The organism is Pseudomonas brassicacearum (genome assembly GCF_003732175.1).
In the GTDB taxonomy this organism is placed as follows: Bacteria; Pseudomonadota; Gammaproteobacteria; order Pseudomonadales; family Pseudomonadaceae; genus Aquipseudomonas; species Aquipseudomonas brassicacearum_G.
Genome location: NZ_MOBI01000005.1, coordinates 42994 through 60782 on the forward strand (window position 1 = coordinate 42994; position 17789 = coordinate 60782).

The 17789-nt window shown below is 57.9% G+C and carries 12 protein-coding genes; 9 read left to right on the forward strand and 3 right to left on the reverse strand.

The window, feature by feature from the left end; genetic code table 11:
* The first annotated feature begins 218 nt into the window (after window positions 1-218).
* The 4 genes from BK658_RS04235 (at window position 219) to BK658_RS04250 (ending at window position 6466) form a co-directional block, all read left to right on the forward strand.
* Window positions 219-2141, forward strand: a complete 1923-nt coding sequence (locus BK658_RS04235; protein ID WP_019693927.1) for a PrkA family serine protein kinase — start codon at window positions 219-221, stop codon at window positions 2139-2141.
* Between the two features lie 207 nt (window positions 2142-2348).
* On the forward strand, window positions 2349-3620 hold the full coding sequence (locus tag BK658_RS04240) for a YeaH/YhbH family protein (RefSeq protein WP_054594316.1): 1272 nt from the start codon (window positions 2349-2351) through the stop codon (window positions 3618-3620).
* Window positions 3617-5179 carry a SpoVR family protein gene (locus BK658_RS04245; RefSeq protein ID WP_103319633.1) on the forward strand — a complete coding sequence of 521 codons (1563 nt, stop codon included), beginning with the start codon at window positions 3617-3619 and terminating at the stop codon, window positions 5177-5179. The genes BK658_RS04240 and BK658_RS04245 overlap by 4 nt, the downstream gene beginning before the upstream one ends.
* 63 nt (window positions 5180-5242) lie before the next feature.
* Window positions 5243-6466, forward strand: coding sequence for a multifunctional CCA addition/repair protein (locus BK658_RS04250; RefSeq protein WP_123581196.1), 1224 nt, complete (start codon window positions 5243-5245; stop codon window positions 6464-6466).
* Between the two features lie 94 nt (window positions 6467-6560).
* Here the strand turns inward: BK658_RS04250 and folK are convergent, their stop codons facing one another.
* Complete coding sequence (gene folK, locus BK658_RS04255; RefSeq protein WP_123581197.1) at window positions 6561-7079, reverse strand: 2-amino-4-hydroxy-6-hydroxymethyldihydropteridine diphosphokinase; 519 nt, start codon at window positions 7077-7079, stop codon at window positions 6561-6563.
* A complete protein-coding gene (gene folB, locus BK658_RS04260; RefSeq protein WP_123581198.1) occupies window positions 7070-7423 on the reverse strand; it encodes a dihydroneopterin aldolase in 354 nt (117 codons plus the stop codon). Before folB ends, folK begins: the two co-directional genes overlap by 10 nt.
* Before the next feature lie 74 nt (window positions 7424-7497).
* Here folB and plsY point away from each other — a divergent pair, with 74 nt between their 5' ends.
* Window positions 7498-8067 carry a glycerol-3-phosphate 1-O-acyltransferase PlsY gene (gene plsY, locus BK658_RS04265; protein ID WP_123581199.1) on the forward strand — a complete coding sequence of 190 codons (570 nt, stop codon included), beginning with the start codon at window positions 7498-7500 and terminating at the stop codon, window positions 8065-8067.
* Window positions 8068-8103: 36 nt separating this feature from the next.
* Here plsY and tsaD read toward each other — a convergent pair whose 3' ends face one another.
* Window positions 8104-9129 carry a tRNA (adenosine(37)-N6)-threonylcarbamoyltransferase complex transferase subunit TsaD gene (gene tsaD / locus BK658_RS04270; RefSeq protein ID WP_123581200.1) on the reverse strand — a complete coding sequence of 342 codons (1026 nt, stop codon included), beginning with the start codon at window positions 9127-9129 and terminating at the stop codon, window positions 8104-8106.
* Window positions 9130-9328: 199 nt separating this feature from the next.
* On the opposite strand from tsaD, the gene rpsU reads away from it, so the two are divergent.
* The 4 genes from rpsU (at window position 9329) to BK658_RS04290 (ending at window position 17778) form a co-directional block, all read left to right on the forward strand.
* Complete coding sequence (gene rpsU / locus BK658_RS04275) at window positions 9329-9544, forward strand: 30S ribosomal protein S21 (protein WP_002551877.1); 216 nt, start codon at window positions 9329-9331, stop codon at window positions 9542-9544.
* Window positions 9545-10034: 490 nt separating this feature from the next.
* A complete protein-coding gene (gene dnaG / locus BK658_RS04280; protein ID WP_123581201.1) occupies window positions 10035-11996 on the forward strand; it encodes a DNA primase in 1962 nt (653 codons plus the stop codon).
* A gap of 67 nt (window positions 11997-12063) precedes the next feature.
* Window positions 12064-13911: an RNA polymerase sigma factor RpoD gene (gene rpoD / locus BK658_RS04285; protein ID WP_123581202.1), complete on the forward strand. Its 1848-nt coding sequence runs from the start codon at window positions 12064-12066 to the stop codon at window positions 13909-13911.
* Window positions 13912-14034: 123 nt separating this feature from the next.
* Window positions 14035-17778, forward strand: coding sequence for an EAL domain-containing protein (locus tag BK658_RS04290; RefSeq protein ID WP_123581203.1), 3744 nt, complete (start codon window positions 14035-14037; stop codon window positions 17776-17778).
* The last annotated feature ends 11 nt before the right edge of the window (window positions 17779-17789 follow it).

A 17789-nucleotide genomic window follows, 5' to 3' on the forward strand; every position in this document is an offset into this window, starting at 1 on the left:
TGCCCCCCTTACCTTGCAGATTCCGAACTATCCTTAGCCTCAGGCCATCCAAAACAGGGGAGAGCCGGTACACCGGCGCACGGATCATCGGGAGTAGCTTTCAGGGTTGATAGCTTTGAAGGTGTTCAGGGGGGGTAAAAGGCAACTGCACTTCAGTTGCTTGCCAGCATCCACTGATTGATCCGACGTCGGCTCCACGTATCGAGCGAGGTGACGTCATGAGTATCTTTAGCCACTTCCAACAACGCTTCGAGTCCACACGGCAGGAAGAGCTCACTCTGCAGGAGTATCTCGAACTGTGCAAAAAGGACCGTAGTGCCTACGCGTCCGCCGCCGAGCGACTACTGCTGGCCATCGGCGAACCGGAGCTGCTGGACACCTCGACCAATTCGAGACTGTCGCGCATCTTTTCCAACAAGGTGATCCGTCGGTATCCGGCCTTTGAAGACTTCCACGGGATGGAAGAATGCATCGACCAGATCGTCTCCTACTTCCGCCACGCTGCTCAGGGCCTGGAAGAGAAGAAACAGATCCTCTACCTGCTCGGCCCCGTCGGTGGCGGTAAGTCATCCCTGGCCGAGAAACTGAAACAGCTGATCGAAAAAGTGCCCTTCTATGCCATCAAGGGCTCTCCGGTGTTCGAGTCTCCGCTGGGGCTGTTCAACGCCACCGAAGATGGTGCAATCCTCGAAGAGGATTTCGGCATTCCGCGGCGCTACCTGAACACCATCATGTCGCCTTGGGCAACCAAACGGCTGGCCGAATTCGGTGGTGATATCAGCCAGTTCCGGGTGGTCAAACTCTATCCGTCGATCCTCAACCAGATCGCTGTGGCCAAGACCGAACCGGGTGACGAAAACAACCAGGACATCTCGGCGCTGGTGGGCAAGGTCGATATTCGCAAACTGGAAGAGTTCCCGCAGAACGACGCCGACGCCTATAGCTACTCGGGTGCACTTTGCCGCTCCAACCAGGGCCTGATGGAATTCGTCGAAATGTTCAAGGCGCCGATCAAGGTGCTGCACCCATTGCTGACCGCCACCCAGGAAGGCAACTACAACAGTACTGAAGGCCTGGGCGCGATTCCGTTCACCGGGATCCTGCTGGCGCACTCCAACGAATCGGAGTGGCACACCTTCCGCAACAACAAGAACAACGAAGCCTTCATCGACCGGATCTACATCGTCAAAGTACCGTATTGCCTGCGGGTCAGTGACGAAGTGAAGATCTACGACAAGCTGCTGTTCAACAGCTCTCTGGCCAAGGCCCACTGCGCACCCGACACGTTGAAGATGCTCGCTCAGTTCACTGTGCTCTCGCGCCTCAAAGAACCGGAAAACTCGAACATCTACTCGAAAATGCGTGTGTATGACGGTGAAAACCTCAAGGACACCGATCCGAAGGCCAAATCGATCCAGGAATACCGCGACAATGCGGGTGTCGACGAAGGCATGAACGGTCTTTCGACCCGGTTTGCCTTCAAGATCCTGTCGAAAGTCTTCAACTTCGACCCGCATGAAATCGCCGCCAACCCGGTGCATCTGCTCTATGTGCTGGAACAACAGATCGAACAGGAACAGTTCCAGGCGGAAACCCGCGAGCGTTATCTGCGCTTCCTGAAAGAGTACCTGGCGCCGCGTTATATCGAGTTCATCGGCAAGGAAATCCAGACCGCCTACCTGGAGTCCTACAGCGAATACGGGCAAAACATCTTCGACCGCTATGTGCTCTACGCGGACTTCTGGATTCAGGATCAGGAATACCGCGATCCGGAAACCGGCGAGATCCTCAACCGCGTAGCCCTCAACGAAGAGCTGGAGAAAATCGAAAAACCGGCGGGCATCAGCAATCCGAAGGATTTCCGCAACGAAATCGTCAACTTCGTCCTGCGTGCCCGGGCCAACAACAACGGCAAGAATCCGACCTGGCTCAGCTACGAGAAGCTGCGGGTGGTCATCGAGAAGAAAATGTTCTCGAACACCGAGGATCTGCTGCCGGTCATCAGCTTCAACGCCAAGGCCAGCAAAGAGGATCAACAGAAACACAACGACTTTGTTACACGGATGGTCGAGCGCGGCTACACCGACAAACAGGTACGACTGCTCTCCGAGTGGTACCTGCGGGTCAGGAAATCGCAGTAACACGCTGCCGGTCAGACCGGTTGTCGTTAGCCCGGAGCCTGCATGACAAATTTCTGTTACACAGGTTTCAGGAAGGTGTTTGGAAATCGGCAGCGAAGTCCAGGCAACGCGCAGGTGGTACGGGAGGCGAAAATCACACCTCCTGCCCCGCGCCCATTACCGCCAGACTTGCTCGCGATTTCTCAAGACAGCTTCTAAGGAGCAGTCATGAGCTATGTGATCGACCGACGTCTCAATGGCAAGAACAAGAGCACGGTAAACCGTCAGCGGTTTCTGCGGCGTTACCGTGATCACATCAAGAAGGCCGTCGAAGAGGCGGTCAGCCGGCGTTCCATTACCGATATGGAGCACGGTGAGCAAATCAGCATTCCTGGCCGCGATATCGACGAGCCAGTGCTTCACCATGGTCGCGGTGGCAAGCAGACCATCGTGCATCCCGGCAACAAGGAGTTCACCAGCGGTGAGCATATTGCTCGTCCGCCGGGAGGTGGCGGCGGCAGAGGCCCCGGCAAAGCCGGAAACTCTGGCGAGGGCATGGACGAGTTTGTGTTCCAGATCACCCAGGAAGAATTTCTCGAATTCATGTTCGAGGACCTGGAGCTGCCAAACCTGGTCAAGCGCAACCTGAGCGGCACTGATACTTTCAAGACCGTGCGTGCCGGCATCAGCAACGAAGGCAACCCTTCACGGATCAACATCATCCGCACCCTGCGCTCGGCCCATGCACGGCGCATCGCACTGTCAGGCAGCAGCCGGGAGAAACTGCGGGTAGCAAAAGAGGAACTGGCACGACTTAAACAGGAAGAACCAGACAATTTCGGCGATATTCAGGAAATCGAGGCAGAAATCGAGCGCTTGAGCGCGCGCATCAACCGTGTGCCGTTTCTCGACACCTTCGACCTCAAGTACAACCTCCTGATCAAGCAGCCCAACCCCAGCTCCAAGGCGGTAATGTTCTGCCTGATGGACGTTTCCGGCTCCATGACCCAAGCCACCAAGGACATCGCCAAACGATTCTTCATCCTGCTGTACCTGTTCCTCAAGCGTAACTACGAGAAAATCGATGTGGTGTTCATCCGCCACCACACCAGCGCCCGGGAAGTCGACGAGGAAGAGTTCTTCTACTCTCGCGAAACCGGCGGCACCATCGTTTCCAGCGCCCTGAAACTGATGCAGGAGATCATGGCCGAACGGTATCCGAGCAACGACTGGAACATTTACGCCGCGCAAGCTTCCGACGGCGACAACTGGAACGATGACTCGCCGATCTGCCGAGACATCCTGATCAACCAGATCATGCCATTCGTGCAGTACTACACTTATGTGGAGATCACCCCCCGCGAACACCAGGCCCTGTGGTACGAATATGAACGTATCAGCGAAGCCTTTTCCGATACATTTGCCCAGCAACAGCTGGTTTCGGCCGGGGATATCTATCCGGTCTTCCGTGAACTCTTCCAGCGCAGGTTAGTGACATGACCGCCAAAGAGCAGAAGCGCCAACCCATATCCACCGGCTCCGAATGGACGTTCGAGCTGATCCAGGCCTACGACCGGGAAATCAGCCGTCTTGCGGCCCGCTATGCGCTGGATACCTACCCCAACCAGATTGAGGTGATTACCGCCGAGCAGATGATGGACGCCTACGCCTCTGTCGGCATGCCGCTGGGCTATCACCACTGGTCCTATGGCAAACACTTCCTCAGTACCGAGAAGTCCTACAGTCGCGGCCAGATGGGACTGGCCTACGAGATCGTGATCAACTCGGACCCGTGCATCGCCTACCTGATGGAAGAAAACACCATCTGCATGCAGGCGCTGGTGGTGGCCCACGCCTGCTACGGCCACAACAGCTTTTTCAAGGGTAATTACCTGTTCCGCACCTGGACCGATGCCAGTTCGATCATCGACTACCTGGTGTTTGCCAAGCAGTACATCATGCAATGCGAGGAACGCCATGGCATCGATGCCGTGGAAGACCTGCTCGACTCCTGTCATGCCCTGATGAACTACGGTGTCGACCGCTACAAACGTCCTTATCCGATTTCCGCGGAAGAAGAGCGACGCCGGCAAAAGGATCGTGAAGAACACCTGCAAAAGCAGATCAACGACCTGTGGCGCACCATTCCAAAAGGCGCAGACAAGTTCAACGAGAAAGACAACGCACGCTTTCCGGCAGAACCGCAGGAGAACATCCTCTACTTCATCGAAAAGCACGCCCCGCTGCTGGAGCCATGGCAACGGGAAATCGTACGGATCGTGCGCAAGATCGCGCAGTACTTTTATCCACAGCGTCAGACTCAGGTCATGAACGAGGGCTGGGCGACTTTCTGGCACTACACCCTGATGAACGACTTGTACGATGAGGGCCTGGTGACCGACGGCTTCATGATGGAGTTCCTGGCCTCTCACACCAGCGTAGTCTTCCAGCCCGGGTTCGATAGCCCTTACTACAACGGCATCAACCCCTATACCCTGGGTTTTTCCATGTACCGCGACATTCGGCGCATGTGCGAAGCCCCTACTGAAGAGGATTACCGCTGGTTCCCCGAAATCGCCGGGACCGACTGGCTGTCGAGCATCAAGTTCGCCATGAGCAGCTTCAAGGACGAAAGCTTCATCCTGCAGTACCTGTCACCCAAAGTGATTCGTGACCTGAAACTGTTCAGCATTCTCGATGACGACCAGAAAGACGACCTGCTGGTGCCAGCCATTCATGACGAAGAAGGCTATCGGACCATTCGTGAAACCCTGGCAGCACAGTACAACCTGGGTAACCGCGAACCGAACATTCAGATCTACAGCATCGACCGGCGCGGCGACCGCTCGCTGACACTGCGCCATCAACAACATGATCGTAAACCACTCGGGGACTCCACCGAGGAAGTGCTCAAGCACCTGCACCGCCTCTGGGGCTTCGATATTCACCTGGAAACCCTGCAAGGCGACCAGGTAATGAAAACCCATCATGTCCCGCCCAAAGGCGAGCATAGCGAGGGCGAATACGGCCGGATGGACCTCGCCGTCATTCATCTTTGATGTCAGCCGGACCTCCGGAAGTTCGACGCAAGGGTTATCCTGTCGGGCTAACGGAGGTTTTTTATGCAGATTTATAAAGTCGGCGGTGCGGTCCGTGATCGCCTGCTCGGCAAGCCTGTTACCGACATCGACTGGGTGGTGGTGGGCGCCAGCACCGAAGAAATGCTCGCCAAGGGCTATCGCCCGGTAGGCGCCGATTTTCCGGTATTCCTTCACCCCAAAAGCGGCGAGGAATATGCGCTTGCCCGCACCGAACGCAAAAGCGGACGCGGCTACGGCGGCTTCACCTTCCATGCCAGCCCGGAAGTCACCCTGGAAGAAGACCTGATTCGTCGCGATCTGACGATCAATGCCATGGCCGAAGACGATCACGGTCAATTGACCGATCCGTATCATGGCCAGCGCGACCTTGAAGCGCGCCTGCTTCGCCACGTTTCCCCCGCGTTCGCCGAAGATCCTCTCCGCGTGCTGCGTGTTGCCCGTTTCGCCGCACGTTATGCCGGGCTCGGCTTCACGGTAGCCCCCGAGACCCTGGAGCTGATGCGCCAGCTCAGCGAATCAGGTGAGCTTGAAGCGCTGACCGCAGAACGCAGCTGGAAAGAAATATCCCGCGCCCTGATGGAAGATCAGCCACAAGTATTCATCCAGGTTCTGCGCGACTGCGGCGCCCTGAAAGTCTTGATCCCCGAGATTGACGCGCTGTTTGGCGTGCCACAACCCGAAGCCCACCACCCGGAAATCGACAGCGGCGTGCACACCCTGAGCGTTCTCGAACAGGCCGCGCTGCACAAGCAGCCGCTGACCGTGCGCTGGGCCTGCCTGCTGCATGATCTGGGCAAAGGCCTGACACCTGAGAGCCAGTGGCCCAGACACATCGCTCACGAGCACAAAGGCCTGAAGCTGATCAAAGCGGTCAACGAGCGCTTCAAGGCCCCGCGCGACTGCCAGGAACTGGCGTTGCTGGTAGGCGAATTCCACACCCACGGCCACCGTGCACTGGAACTGAAGCCGTCGACATTGCTGGAGTTGCTGCAGAGCTTCGACGTTTACCGACGGCCGCAGCGCTTTGAAGAGTTCATCAAAGCCTGCGAAATGGACGCCCGGGGCCGGAAGGGCCTTGAACAGAGAAGTTATCCACAAGCGGATTATTTGCGAGGCGCAGCGACCGCCGCACGCACCGTGGCGGTTCAGCCATTGCTGGAGCAGGGATTCAAAGGCCCGGAGCTGGGCGAGGCCTTGAAGCGTGAACGCCTCACGGCGCTGAAGGCCTACAAAGAACGCACATAAGCAAGATCAAAGGATCGCAGCCTGCGGCAGCTCCTACGAGGCTAATGCGGGTGTACACCACCCGCGGAGCTGCCGCAGGCTGCGATCTTTTGATTTACAGAAGATTGGCAGGGGTCAACTGCTCACCGCGCCACTCAAACGCCACCGGCGCTAGAACCTGATCAATCTGCGCTTCGCTCCACAGCGTCGCAAAACTTTTACCCACGCCAGGATGCACCCTGTCCGGCGCTATCAGCGACAACGGCCACAGCACAAAGGCATTTTTCAGGATTTCCGCTCGAGGCAGGATCAATCCGTCGAAATTACCCACCAGATCGCCATACAGCAGCACGTCGATATCCAACGGCAAGCCCTTGCGATCGGGGGCATAACGACCGTTGTCGGCCTCGATAAACTTCAACCGACGGTCCAGCTCCATCAACGGCAGATCGGTAAACGCCGATACCACGAAATTGAAAAAAGGCCCGCTCTTGATCCCCACCGGCTGACTTTCGAACACCGCCGAACAGCGTATATCCACCAGAAAACCGGCAAGCGCTTCCAGCCCCGCCTGCAAATGAGCTTCGCGCTCGACATTGCTGCCGAGCCCAAGAAATACCTGAGTTAGCGACATCCGCGCTCGATCTCCACGCCCACGCCCGTTGCAGCCGGGATAGCCCCCGGCTTGGTCAGCTTGAGGCGCAGCCAGGTAATCTTGAATTCGCTCATCAAGACTTCGGCCAGACGCTCGGCAAAGGTTTCAACCAGTTGGTACTGCGCCTGCTCGGCGAACGCCTGAATACGTGCTGTCACGCTGGCGTAGTCGAGCGCCAGGGTCAGGTCATCACCCGCCGCTGCCGGGCGATTGTCCCAGGCGAAATTCAGATCAAGACGCAGGCACTGACGGATGCCGCGCTCCCAGTCGTAAGCACCGATCACCGTGTCGACTTCCAGGCCCTCGATAAACACTCTGTCCAAGCACTCTTCTCCGCAGCACGACAAGGGCGCAATGCGCCGTTAGAATCAGGGCGTCCTCGCCCGGAATAGTTAGCATGTTTTGGTTACTGGCGATCCTCGCCTACCTGCTTGGCTCTCTGTCCTTTGCCATTTTGCTCAGCCGCCTGACCGGTAACCCCGATCCGCGAATGAGTGGCTCGGGTAATGCCGGCGCCACCAACATGTTACGCCTGGCCGGCAAAAAACTCGCCGTCCTGACCTTGCTCGGCGACCTCTGCAAAGGCCTGCTACCCGTGTTGGTTGCAGGGCTTGCGGGCCTCTCGATACAGCAACAGGCCTGGATCGGCGTCTATGCCGTGATCGGCCATCTGTATCCGCTGTACTTCCGTTTTCGCGGTGGCAAAGGTGTAGCAACGGCTGCCGGCATGCTGCTGGGGCTTTACCCTCCGGCAGCACTTCTGGCTATCGGCGCATGGCTATTGACCTTCTACCTCACACGTACCAGCTCGCTGGCCGCCCTGATCGCCACGCCCCTGACCCTGCCACTGCTGGCCTGGCAGGAGCCGGGAGCATTGCTGCCCATGAGCGCACTGACAGCACTGATCGTCTGGCGCCATCGCGGCAATCTACGCGACCTGTTTGCCGGGCGCGAACGGCATTTTTAATTACTCTCGCCGAGTACGACCCTGGCTGACCCGTTTTTACACAGGCGACAACTGCTCCATCGGCCAACGCGCCTGCACGCTGATCGCCAGACTTTCCTGCTGACCGGCCTGTAACCGCTGACACCCGGCAAAAGCGATCATTGCGCCGTTATCGGTGCAGAACTCCGGACGTGCGTAGTAAACGTCGCCCTTCATGTCGCCAAGCATTTTCTCCAGGGACGCACGCAAAGCCTTGTTTGCACTGACGCCGCCAGCGATCACCAGACGCTTGAGGCCCGCCTGCTTCAGGGCACGCTTGCACTTGATGGTCAGAGTCTCCACCACTGCCTGCTGGAAGGCCAGCGAGATGTCGCTGCGTGTTTGCTCGCCGTCGTCCCCAGCGCTGACGCACTGCTGCCACGTGTTCAAGGCAAAAGTTTTCAAGCCGCTGAAACTGAAGTCCAGACCCGGCCGATCACACATCGGACGCGGGAACACGAAACGTCCGGCGACGCCTTGCGCGGCCAATCGTGCGATTTCCGGACCACCAGGGTAATTGAGGCCCATCATCTTCGCCGTCTTGTCGAACGCCTCACCGGCAGCATCATCCAGCGTCTCGCCCAACAACTCGTATTGACCGATGCCATCGACTCGAACCAGCTGGGTATGACCACCGGACACCAACAAAGCGACGAACGGAAATTCGGGCGGTTGCGGCTCCAGCATCGGCGCCAGCAAGTGGCCTTCCATGTGGTGCACGCCCAAGGCTGGAATGCCCCAGGCAAACGCCAGCGCCTGAGCGCAGGAAGCCCCCACCAGCAGGGCTCCAACCAGGCCAGGACCCGCGGTGTAGGCGATGGCATCGATCTCGGTCGGCACGCAGTCGGCTTCAGCCAACACCTGACGAATCAAGGGCAGCATACGTTTGACGTGGTCACGCGAAGCCAGTTCCGGCACCACGCCACCATAGGCGCGATGCAGGTCGATCTGGCTGAACAGCGCATCGGCCAGCAGGCCTTTTTCACTGTCGTAAAGTGCGACTCCGGTTTCGTCGCAGGAGGTTTCTAATCCCAGTACTAGCATGGGTTTGCGCCTTGTTTAGGCTAAATTCGAAGGCGCGCATAATAGTCGCCACGTGATGCCCCGACCAGCGGTTTTCGATCAGAGGCTTTGCATTCCGAGCGATGAGGGGTTAACATCCGCAACCCTTAAAAACCGACGTCTTCAAGTGCACTTTTGCCGCGAGGATGTTGACCCCGGTAATGAATGAAGGTAGCTCTGGATGCCAGCCGTCAAAGTTAAAGAGAACGAACCCTTCGACGTAGCTCTGCGTCGTTTCAAGCGCTCCTGCGAAAAAGCCGGTGTTCTGGCTGAAGTTCGTAGCCGCGAATTTTACGAGAAGCCGACTTCTGAGCGTAAGCGTAAAGCAGCAGCCGCTGTTAAGCGTCACGCCAAGAAAGTTCAGCGCGAACAGCGCCGCGCCGTTCGTCTGTACTAATACGCAGACGTTCGTAGCAAGCTTCTGCCAAGCCCGGCCCTCAGCCGGGCTTATGGCATTTGCGGATATCGCTTGATGCTTCACTGTCAAAGCCGCAGACGCGACTAAGACAAACCTGCTTCACACGTCAGACCTGGCTCTTTTGCCAGCGGTGCACGTCTCTTCTGACGAGCCTTCCAAGGCTACTGACGAGCACAACCTTTTACTGATTCCTCTCACGACGATCAGCCCAAGGCACGATTTTGCGTGCCCACTTATTGAGCTATCCGAGGCCTCCCTTTGGCCAATGCGGACTCAGCGCAACACTTTCAAACAGTCGAATACCGATGAGCACTAACGCCAGCGGATTTTCGGCAGATACACTTCCCGACAGCGAATACGCAGACGATACCTGGTCGAGCCGCACATCCTCCGCGCCTCAACATAATGACCAGCATCAGGCCGCCTTTCGCGCGGGTTAGATTTTCAGCGCAGTGATGACGAGAACGCCATGGCCGGGCTAATTCCCCAGAGCTTTATTGACGACCTTCTGAACCGCACCGACATCGTCGATGTGGTCAGCTCGCGCCTGCAAATGAAAAAAGCCGGCAAGAACTACACCGCCTGCTGCCCGTTTCACAAAGAAAAAACCCCCTCCTTCAGCGTCAGCCCGGACAAACAGTTCTATTACTGCTTTGGCTGCGGCGCTGGTGGCAATGCCCTCGGCTTCATCATGGACCACGACAACCTGGATTTTCCCCAGGCTGTCGAAGAACTGGCCAAAGCCGCTGGCATGGAAATACCCCGCGAGGAAAGCGGTCGCCCGCATAAACCACGACAACCGACCGACTCGCCGCTCTACCCACTGCTGACCGCCGCTGCTGATTTCTACCGCCAGGCACTGAAAAGCCATCCGGCGCGAAAAGCAGCTGTCGACTACTTGAAGGGTCGCGGCCTGACCGGCGAGATCGCCCGCGATTTCGGCCTTGGCTTCGCACCTCCAGGCTGGGACAACCTGTTCAAGCATCTGAGCAGCGATACCCTGCAACAAAAAGCCATGATCGACGCCGGCCTGCTGATCGAGAACGCCGAAACCGGCAAACGCTATGATCGCTTTCGCGACCGCGTAATGTTCCCGATTCGCGACAGCCGCGGGCGCATCATCGCGTTTGGCGGCCGAGTACTGGGCGACGACAAACCGAAATACCTGAACTCACCGGAAACCCCGGTATTTCACAAAGGCCAGGAACTCTACGGCCTGTATGAAGCACGCAAGAACAACCGCAATCTCGACGAGATCATCGTCGTCGAAGGCTACATGGACGTCATCGCCCTGGCCCAGCAAGGCCTGCGCAATGCCGTCGCCACACTCGGCACCGCCACCAGCGAAGAACACTTGAAACGGCTGTTTCGCGTGGTGCCCAACGTACTGTTCTGCTTCGACGGCGACCAGGCTGGCCGCAATGCCGCGTGGCGCGCCCTGGAGTCAACGCTTTCGAGCCTGCAAGACGGACGGCGTGCACGCTTCCTGTTCCTGCCCGAAGGCGAAGACCCGGACACGCTGATCCGCTCCGAAGGCACCGACGCCTTTCGCGCGCGGATCAATCAACACGCCCAGCCATTGGCAGACTATTTTTTTCAGCAGTTGATCGAGGAGTCCGATCCGCGCTCGCTCGAAGGCAAGGCCCACATGGCCACCCTCGCCTCGCCGCTGATCGACAAAGTCCCGGGGGCCAACCTGCGCACTCTGATGCGCCAGCGCCTGACCGAAATTACCGGCCTGAACAGCGAGGCCGTCAGTCAGCTGGTGCACAGCGCACCACAGGATGCACCCCCCGCCTACGACCCCGGCATCGATTACGACGCCATGCCGGACTATTCCGACTACCACCAACCGCAAGAGGCCTATGCACCTGCGCAGGAGTGGACGCCGAAAAAACCGGGCAGCGGCGGCAAGAAGTGGGATAACAAACCCTGGGACAAAAAAGGCAAACGCGATGAGCGGAGCCCACCCCGCATCCCGATTGCTGTCGAGGCCCCCACCTTGATTGCGCTGCGCACACTAATCCATCACCCGCAACTGGCCGGCAAAGTTGAGACCGCCGACCACTTCGCAAATGAAAGCAACACTTATGCGCAACTGCTAATAGCCCTGATCGAGGCTGTGCAAAAAAATCCTAAGCTAAACTCTATCCAGCTAATGGCCCGCTGGCATGGAACCGAGCAAGGACGCCTGCTTAAAGCACTCGCGGAAAAGGAGTGGTTAATTGAAGGTGACAACCTTGAACAACAGTTTTTAGACACCATTACTAGGTTATCAGCGGGTCAGCACACGCAGACCCTCGACGACCTCATCAAGAAAGCACGGCAACCAGGATTGACTGCCGAGGAAGCGAATCAAATAGCAAATCAGATGCGCGACCTACTAAAACGGAATGTTTCCGCATCAAACCCGACCTCAAGTGGCGCGTGAGGTCATAGCTAAGGTATAATCCTCGGCTTGTTTTTTGCCCGCCAAGACCTTCAGTGGATAGGGTGTTATGTCCGGAAAAGCGCAACAGCAGTCTCGTATCAAAGAGTTGATCACCCTTGGTCGTGAGCAGGGTTACCTGACTTACGCGGAGGTCAACGACCACCTGCCGGAGGATATTTCAGATCCGGAACAGGTGGAAGACATCATCCGCATGATCAATGACATGGGGATCAACGTATTCGAGGTTGCGCCAGATAAGGATTCCCTTATGCTGGCCGACGCCGATACCGACGAAGCAGCCGCAGAAGAAGCGGCGGCAGCGTTGGCAGCGGTTGAGACCGACATTGGTCGCACTACCGACCCGGTGCGCATGTATATGCGCGAAATGGGTACCGTAGAGCTCCTCACACGTGAAGGCGAAATCGAAATCGCCAAACGTATTGAAGAGGGCATCCGTGAAGTGATGGGCGCAATTGCGCACTTCCCTGGCACGGTTGACCACATTCTCTCCGAATACACTCGCGTCACCACCGAAGGTGGCCGCCTGTCCGACGTCCTGAGCGGTTATATCGACCCGGACGACGGCATTGCGCCGCCTGCTGCAGAAGTGCCGCCGCCTGTCGACCCGAAAGCCGTGAAAGCGGACGACGATGCCGATGACGACGATGCTGAAGCCAGTGACGACGAAGAAGAAGCCGAAAGCGGTCCGGATCCGGTCATCGCAGCACAGCGTTTTGGCGCTGTGGCCGATCAGATGGAAATCACCCGCAAGGCGCTGAAAAAGCACGGTCGTGAAAACAAGCAGGCCATTGCCGAGATGTTGGCGCTGGCTGAACTGTTCATGCCGATCAAACTGGTTCCGAAGCAATTCGAAGGCCTGGTTGAGCGTGTGCGTAGCGCCCTGGATCGCCTGCGTCAGCAAGAGCGCGCGATCATGCAGCTTTGCGTTCGTGATGCACGCATGCCGCGTGCCGACTTCCTGCGCCAGTTCCCGGGCAATGAAGTTGACGAAAGCTGGACCGAAGCACTGGCCAAAGGCAAAAGCAAATACGCTGAAGCCATTGGTCGCCTGCAGGCCGACATCGTTCGCTGCCAGCAGAAGCTGACTGCACTTGAAGCCGAAACCGGCTTGAAGATTGCCGAGATCAAGGACATCAACCGTCGTATGTCGATCGGTGAGGCCAAAGCCCGCCGCGCGAAGAAAGAGATGGTCGAAGCCAACTTGCGTCTGGTGATCTCGATCGCCAAGAAGTACACCAACCGCGGCCTGCAATTCCTCGATCTGATCCAGGAAGGCAACATCGGTTTGATGAAAGCGGTAGACAAGTTCGAATACCGCCGCGGCTACAAATTCTCGACTTATGCCACCTGGTGGATCCGTCAGGCGATCACTCGCTCGATCGCCGACCAGGCCCGCACCATCCGTATTCCGGTGCACATGATCGAGACGATCAACAAGCTCAACCGCATTTCCCGTCAGATGCTGCAGGAAATGGGTCGCGAACCGACCCCGGAAGAGCTGGGCGAACGCATGGAAATGCCTGAGGACAAGATCCGCAAGGTATTGAAGATCGCTAAAGAGCCGATCTCCATGGAAACCCCGATCGGTGATGACGAAGACTCCCATCTGGGCGACTTCATCGAAGACTCGACCATGCAGTCGCCAATCGATGTTGCTACCGTTGAGAGCCTTAAAGAAGCGACTCGCGAAGTTCTCTCCGGCCTCACTGCCCGTGAAGCCAAGGTTCTGCGCATGCGCTTCGGTATCGACATGAATACCGACCACACCCTCGAGGAGGTTGGTAAACAGTTCGACGTTACCCGTGAGCGGATTCGTCAGATCGAAGCCAAGGCGCTACGCAAGCTGCGCCACCCGACGAGAAGCGAGCATTTGCGCTCCTTCCTCGACGAGTGATCACAAAACCCCCGGCCCTGCCGGGGGTTTTGCTTTCTGTAGATTAAATCCCCTTCGCTTCGCTCCCGCCGCCTAGCCCGTCTACACTCGAAACATTCCCCCCCAAGCCATAACGAGACCGTTATGCCCAGACTGCCGGCCGTGCTTTTGCTATTGCTGATGACCTGGACCACAACGGCTGGCGCGCTGACTCTGAGCGACGAAGAACGTGTTTGGCTTGCGGCTCACCCGGAACTGCGCCTGGGTGTCGACGCTTCCTGGCCACCGTTTGAATTTCGCGATGAACAAGGCCGATACCAAGGCCTTGCCGCTGACTACATCAACATCGTGCGTGATCGCCTGGCAATCAAGGTCACACCCATTGAGCCTGTGAGCTGGACCGAAGTCCTGAAACAGGCAAAACAGGGCAAGCTGGACCTCTTGCCCGGCGTCATGTCGACGCCCGAACGGCAGAGTTACCTCGCGTTCACGCGGCCCTATCTGGACTTTCCGATCGTCATCCTGGCCCACGTGAAAGGCGCGCAGCCGCACAAACTGGAAGACCTTTACGGCCTGAAAGTTGCCGTCGTGGAAAACTACGCCCCCCATGAACTGCTGCGCACCCACCATCCTGACCTCAATCTGGTCCCCATGCCCAATGTCAGCTCGACCTTGCAGGCGCTGGCCACCGACGAGGTCGACGCGGTAGTCGGCGATCTGGCCTCAAGCGTCTGGAGCCTTCGCCAACTCAAACTCGACGGGCTCTACGTCAGCGGCGAAACGCCGTATCGCTACCAATTGGCGATGGGCGTACCGCGAGACGACAAAATGCTGGTCGGCATTCTGGATAAAGTACTGGCGGACATGAGCCCCGGTGAAATCAGCGCCATCCAGGAGCATTGGGTCGGGAATGTCCTCGACCACCGCACCTTCTGGTCCGACCTGCTGATGTACGGTTTGCCCGGCGTACTGCTGCTGGTCACCGTTCTGGCCGTGGTGATCCGCATCAATCGCCGCTTGAGCTCGGAAATTTCCCGCCGGGTAGCCCTGGAACAGGAGCTGCGCACCAGCGAATACCATTACCGCGGCCTGGTGGAGAGCCTTTCGGCGATAGCCTGGGAAGCGCGAATCAGCGATTTTACGTACAGCTACGTGTCTCCCCATGCCGAAGGCCTGCTCGGTTACCCCTTGTCCCATTGGCTGATTCCGGGCTTCTGGCGCAACATCATCCACCCCGCCGACCTCACGCGCGCCCAGGCATTTTGTGATCACGAAGTGCTTGCCGGACGCGATTACAGCCTCGATTACCGGGTGATCACTGCCGACGGACGCTGCCTCTGGGTACGCGACATCGTCAGCCTGATAGAGCACTGCCATGAGCCGATACTGCGCGGGCTGATGATCGACATCAGCGAAGCCAAAAGAACCGAAGAAGCCTTGCGCCTCTCCGAGCAGAAGTTTGCCTCGGTATTCCAGCAATGCCCGGACATTCTGGTCATTGCACGCCTGTCCGACGGTTGCCTGCTGGAGGTCAACAAGGCGTTCGAAGAGCAAATCGGCCTCACTGCTGAAGAAGTGATCGGACGGACCGCCACGGAGCTGAACATATGGGGCATCGCCGGTGTCGGCCCCGGGCTCTTGCAGCGCTTGCAAGCCGGCAGTATTCGCAATCTGGAGATGCCCTTTCGTCGTAGCAATGGCCAGGTGTTCACCGGCCTGATCTCCGCCGAACCCTTCGAACTCGACACCACTCCGGCACTGGTCGTGGTAGTGCGTGACATCAGCCAGCTCAAGGAAACCCAACAACAGCTGCAAACCTCTGAAGAGAAATTTGCCAAAGCCTTCCATGCGTCCCCTGACGGCTTGTTGCTGTCACGCGTGAACGACGGCCTGCTGATCGAGGTCAACGAAGGCTTCAGCCGCATCACCGGCTTCAACAGTTCAATGTCGCTGGACCGCTCGACCTTCGACCTCGGCATCTGGGTCAACCTGAATGAACGCAAGCAGATGCTCAACCTGTTGAAACGCGACGGCTTCGTGCGTGACTTCAGTTGCCACATACGCCGCAATGATGGACAGATCCGTCTCTGCGAGATGTCCAGCCGGCCACTGCCGATTGGCGATGACGATTGCATGCTGACCATCGTCCGGGATATCACCGAGCGGCATCTGATGCAGGAAAAACTGCAACAGGCCGCCACGGTATTCGAGAGCACCGCTGAAGGTGTATTGATCACCGACACCCAACAGCACATCAGTGCCGTCAACCGCGCGTTTACCGAGATCACTGGCTACAGCGAAACCGAAGCCCTGGGCCATACGCCAAGGCTGCTCGCTTCAGGCCTGCATGACAGCGCCTTTTACGCGGCAATGTGGCATCAACTGACCGCCGAAGGGCATTGGCAAGGCGAAATTTCCAACCGCCGCAAGAATGGCGAGCTGTACCCCAGTTGGCTGACAATCAGCGCGGTACGCAATAAAGACCGGTTCATCACTCACTTCGTCGCGGTATTTGCCGACATCTCCAGCCTCAAGCACGCCCAAGCCAAACTCGACTATCAGGCCCACCACGACCCATTGACAGGGCTGCCGAACCGGACGCTGTTTGAAAGCCGGCTGCTGACCGCACTCAACAACCAGCAAGAAAACGGTGGTCAGGGCGCCGTACTGTTTCTGGACCTCGATCGCTTCAAGCACATCAACGACAGTCTGGGTCATCCGGTTGGCGACCTGCTGCTCAAAGGCATCGCAGTGCGGCTCAAAGAGCAACTTCGGGACATCGATACCGTGGCGCGGCTGGGCGGTGACGAGTTCATCATCCTGCTGCCGGGCCTGCAGCAAGCCAGCGACGCCGACCATATTGCCAACAAGCTGCTGAACTGCTTCACAGCGCCCTTCCAAGCTGGCGAGCATGAGTTCTTCATCAGCGCCAGCATTGGTACCAGCCTCTACCCCAATGACGGCAGCGACGTCGCCACGCTGGTCAAAAACGCCGATGCCGCGATGTACCGCTCCAAAGCCAAAGGTCGCAACAGGGTTGAAAGCTATACCCGCGACCTGACCGCACAGGCCAGCGAACGCGTGGCACTGGAACATGAACTGCGCCGCGCTATCGAGCGCAATGAGCTGACGCTGTTCTATCAACCCAAAGTGAGTCTCAACCATCCGCGCCTGGTAGGCGCCGAAGCCCTGATCCGCTGGCGGCATCCAGCTTTCGGCGATGTGCCGCCCGAGCACTTCATCCCGCTGGCCGAAGAAAACGGCATGATCCTGCAAATCGGTGACTGGGTACTGGAACAGGCCTGCCTGCAGATGCACGAGTGGAACCAGCGTTATGAAGGTTTCGGCCCACTATCAGTCAACCTGGCCGGGGCGCAACTACGCCAGCCGAACCTGCTGGTCCGCATCGAACAGCTGCTCAAGGACAACCGCCTCAAACCGGGCTTCCTGCAACTGGAAATCACCGAAAACTTCATCATGAGCCAGGCCGAAGAGGCACTTGAAGTCCTGCATCAACTCAAACGTCTGGGCGTGCAGTTGGCCATCGACGACTTCGGCACCGGTTATTCCTCGTTGAGCTACCTCAAACGCTTGCCGCTGGATTTCCTGAAAATTGACCAGTCCTTTGTCCGCGGACTGCCGGACGACCCACACGATGCCGCCATCGTCCGCGCAATCATTGCCCTGGGCCGCAGCATGCAATTCACGATCATAGCCGAAGGCGTTGAAACTCACGCGCAGCAGCAATTCCTGGCTGCCGAGGGTTGCGAACAGATCCAGGGCTACATCGTCAGCCTGCCTCTGCCCGCCAACGAATTCGCCGCAACCTTTCTTCGTATCGCAGTTTCAGACTTTTCGGATAGCACAGCCGAGAAACCGTCGCTATAATCCGCGGCCTA

Coding starts and splice junctions, on each gene's coding strand:
- dnaG (WP_123581201.1), top strand. CDS start 10,035: ATGGCCGGGCTAATTCCCCAGAGCTTTATTGACGACCTTCTGAACCGC.
- BK658_RS04245 (WP_103319633.1), top strand. CDS start 3,617: ATGACCGCCAAAGAGCAGAAGCGCCAACCCATATCCACCGGCTCCGAA.
- tsaD (WP_123581200.1), bottom strand. CDS start 9,129: ATGCTAGTACTGGGATTAGAAACCTCCTGCGACGAAACCGGAGTCGCA.
- folK (WP_123581197.1), bottom strand. CDS start 7,079: ATGTCGCTAACTCAGGTATTTCTTGGGCTCGGCAGCAATGTCGAGCGC.
- BK658_RS04290 (WP_123581203.1), top strand. CDS start 14,035: ATGCCCAGACTGCCGGCCGTGCTTTTGCTATTGCTGATGACCTGGACC.
- BK658_RS04250 (WP_123581196.1), top strand. CDS start 5,243: ATGCAGATTTATAAAGTCGGCGGTGCGGTCCGTGATCGCCTGCTCGGC.
- rpsU (WP_002551877.1), top strand. CDS start 9,329: ATGCCAGCCGTCAAAGTTAAAGAGAACGAACCCTTCGACGTAGCTCTG.
- plsY (WP_123581199.1), top strand. CDS start 7,498: ATGTTTTGGTTACTGGCGATCCTCGCCTACCTGCTTGGCTCTCTGTCC.
- BK658_RS04235 (WP_019693927.1), top strand. CDS start 219: ATGAGTATCTTTAGCCACTTCCAACAACGCTTCGAGTCCACACGGCAG.
- BK658_RS04240 (WP_054594316.1), top strand. CDS start 2,349: ATGAGCTATGTGATCGACCGACGTCTCAATGGCAAGAACAAGAGCACG.
- rpoD (WP_123581202.1), top strand. CDS start 12,064: ATGTCCGGAAAAGCGCAACAGCAGTCTCGTATCAAAGAGTTGATCACC.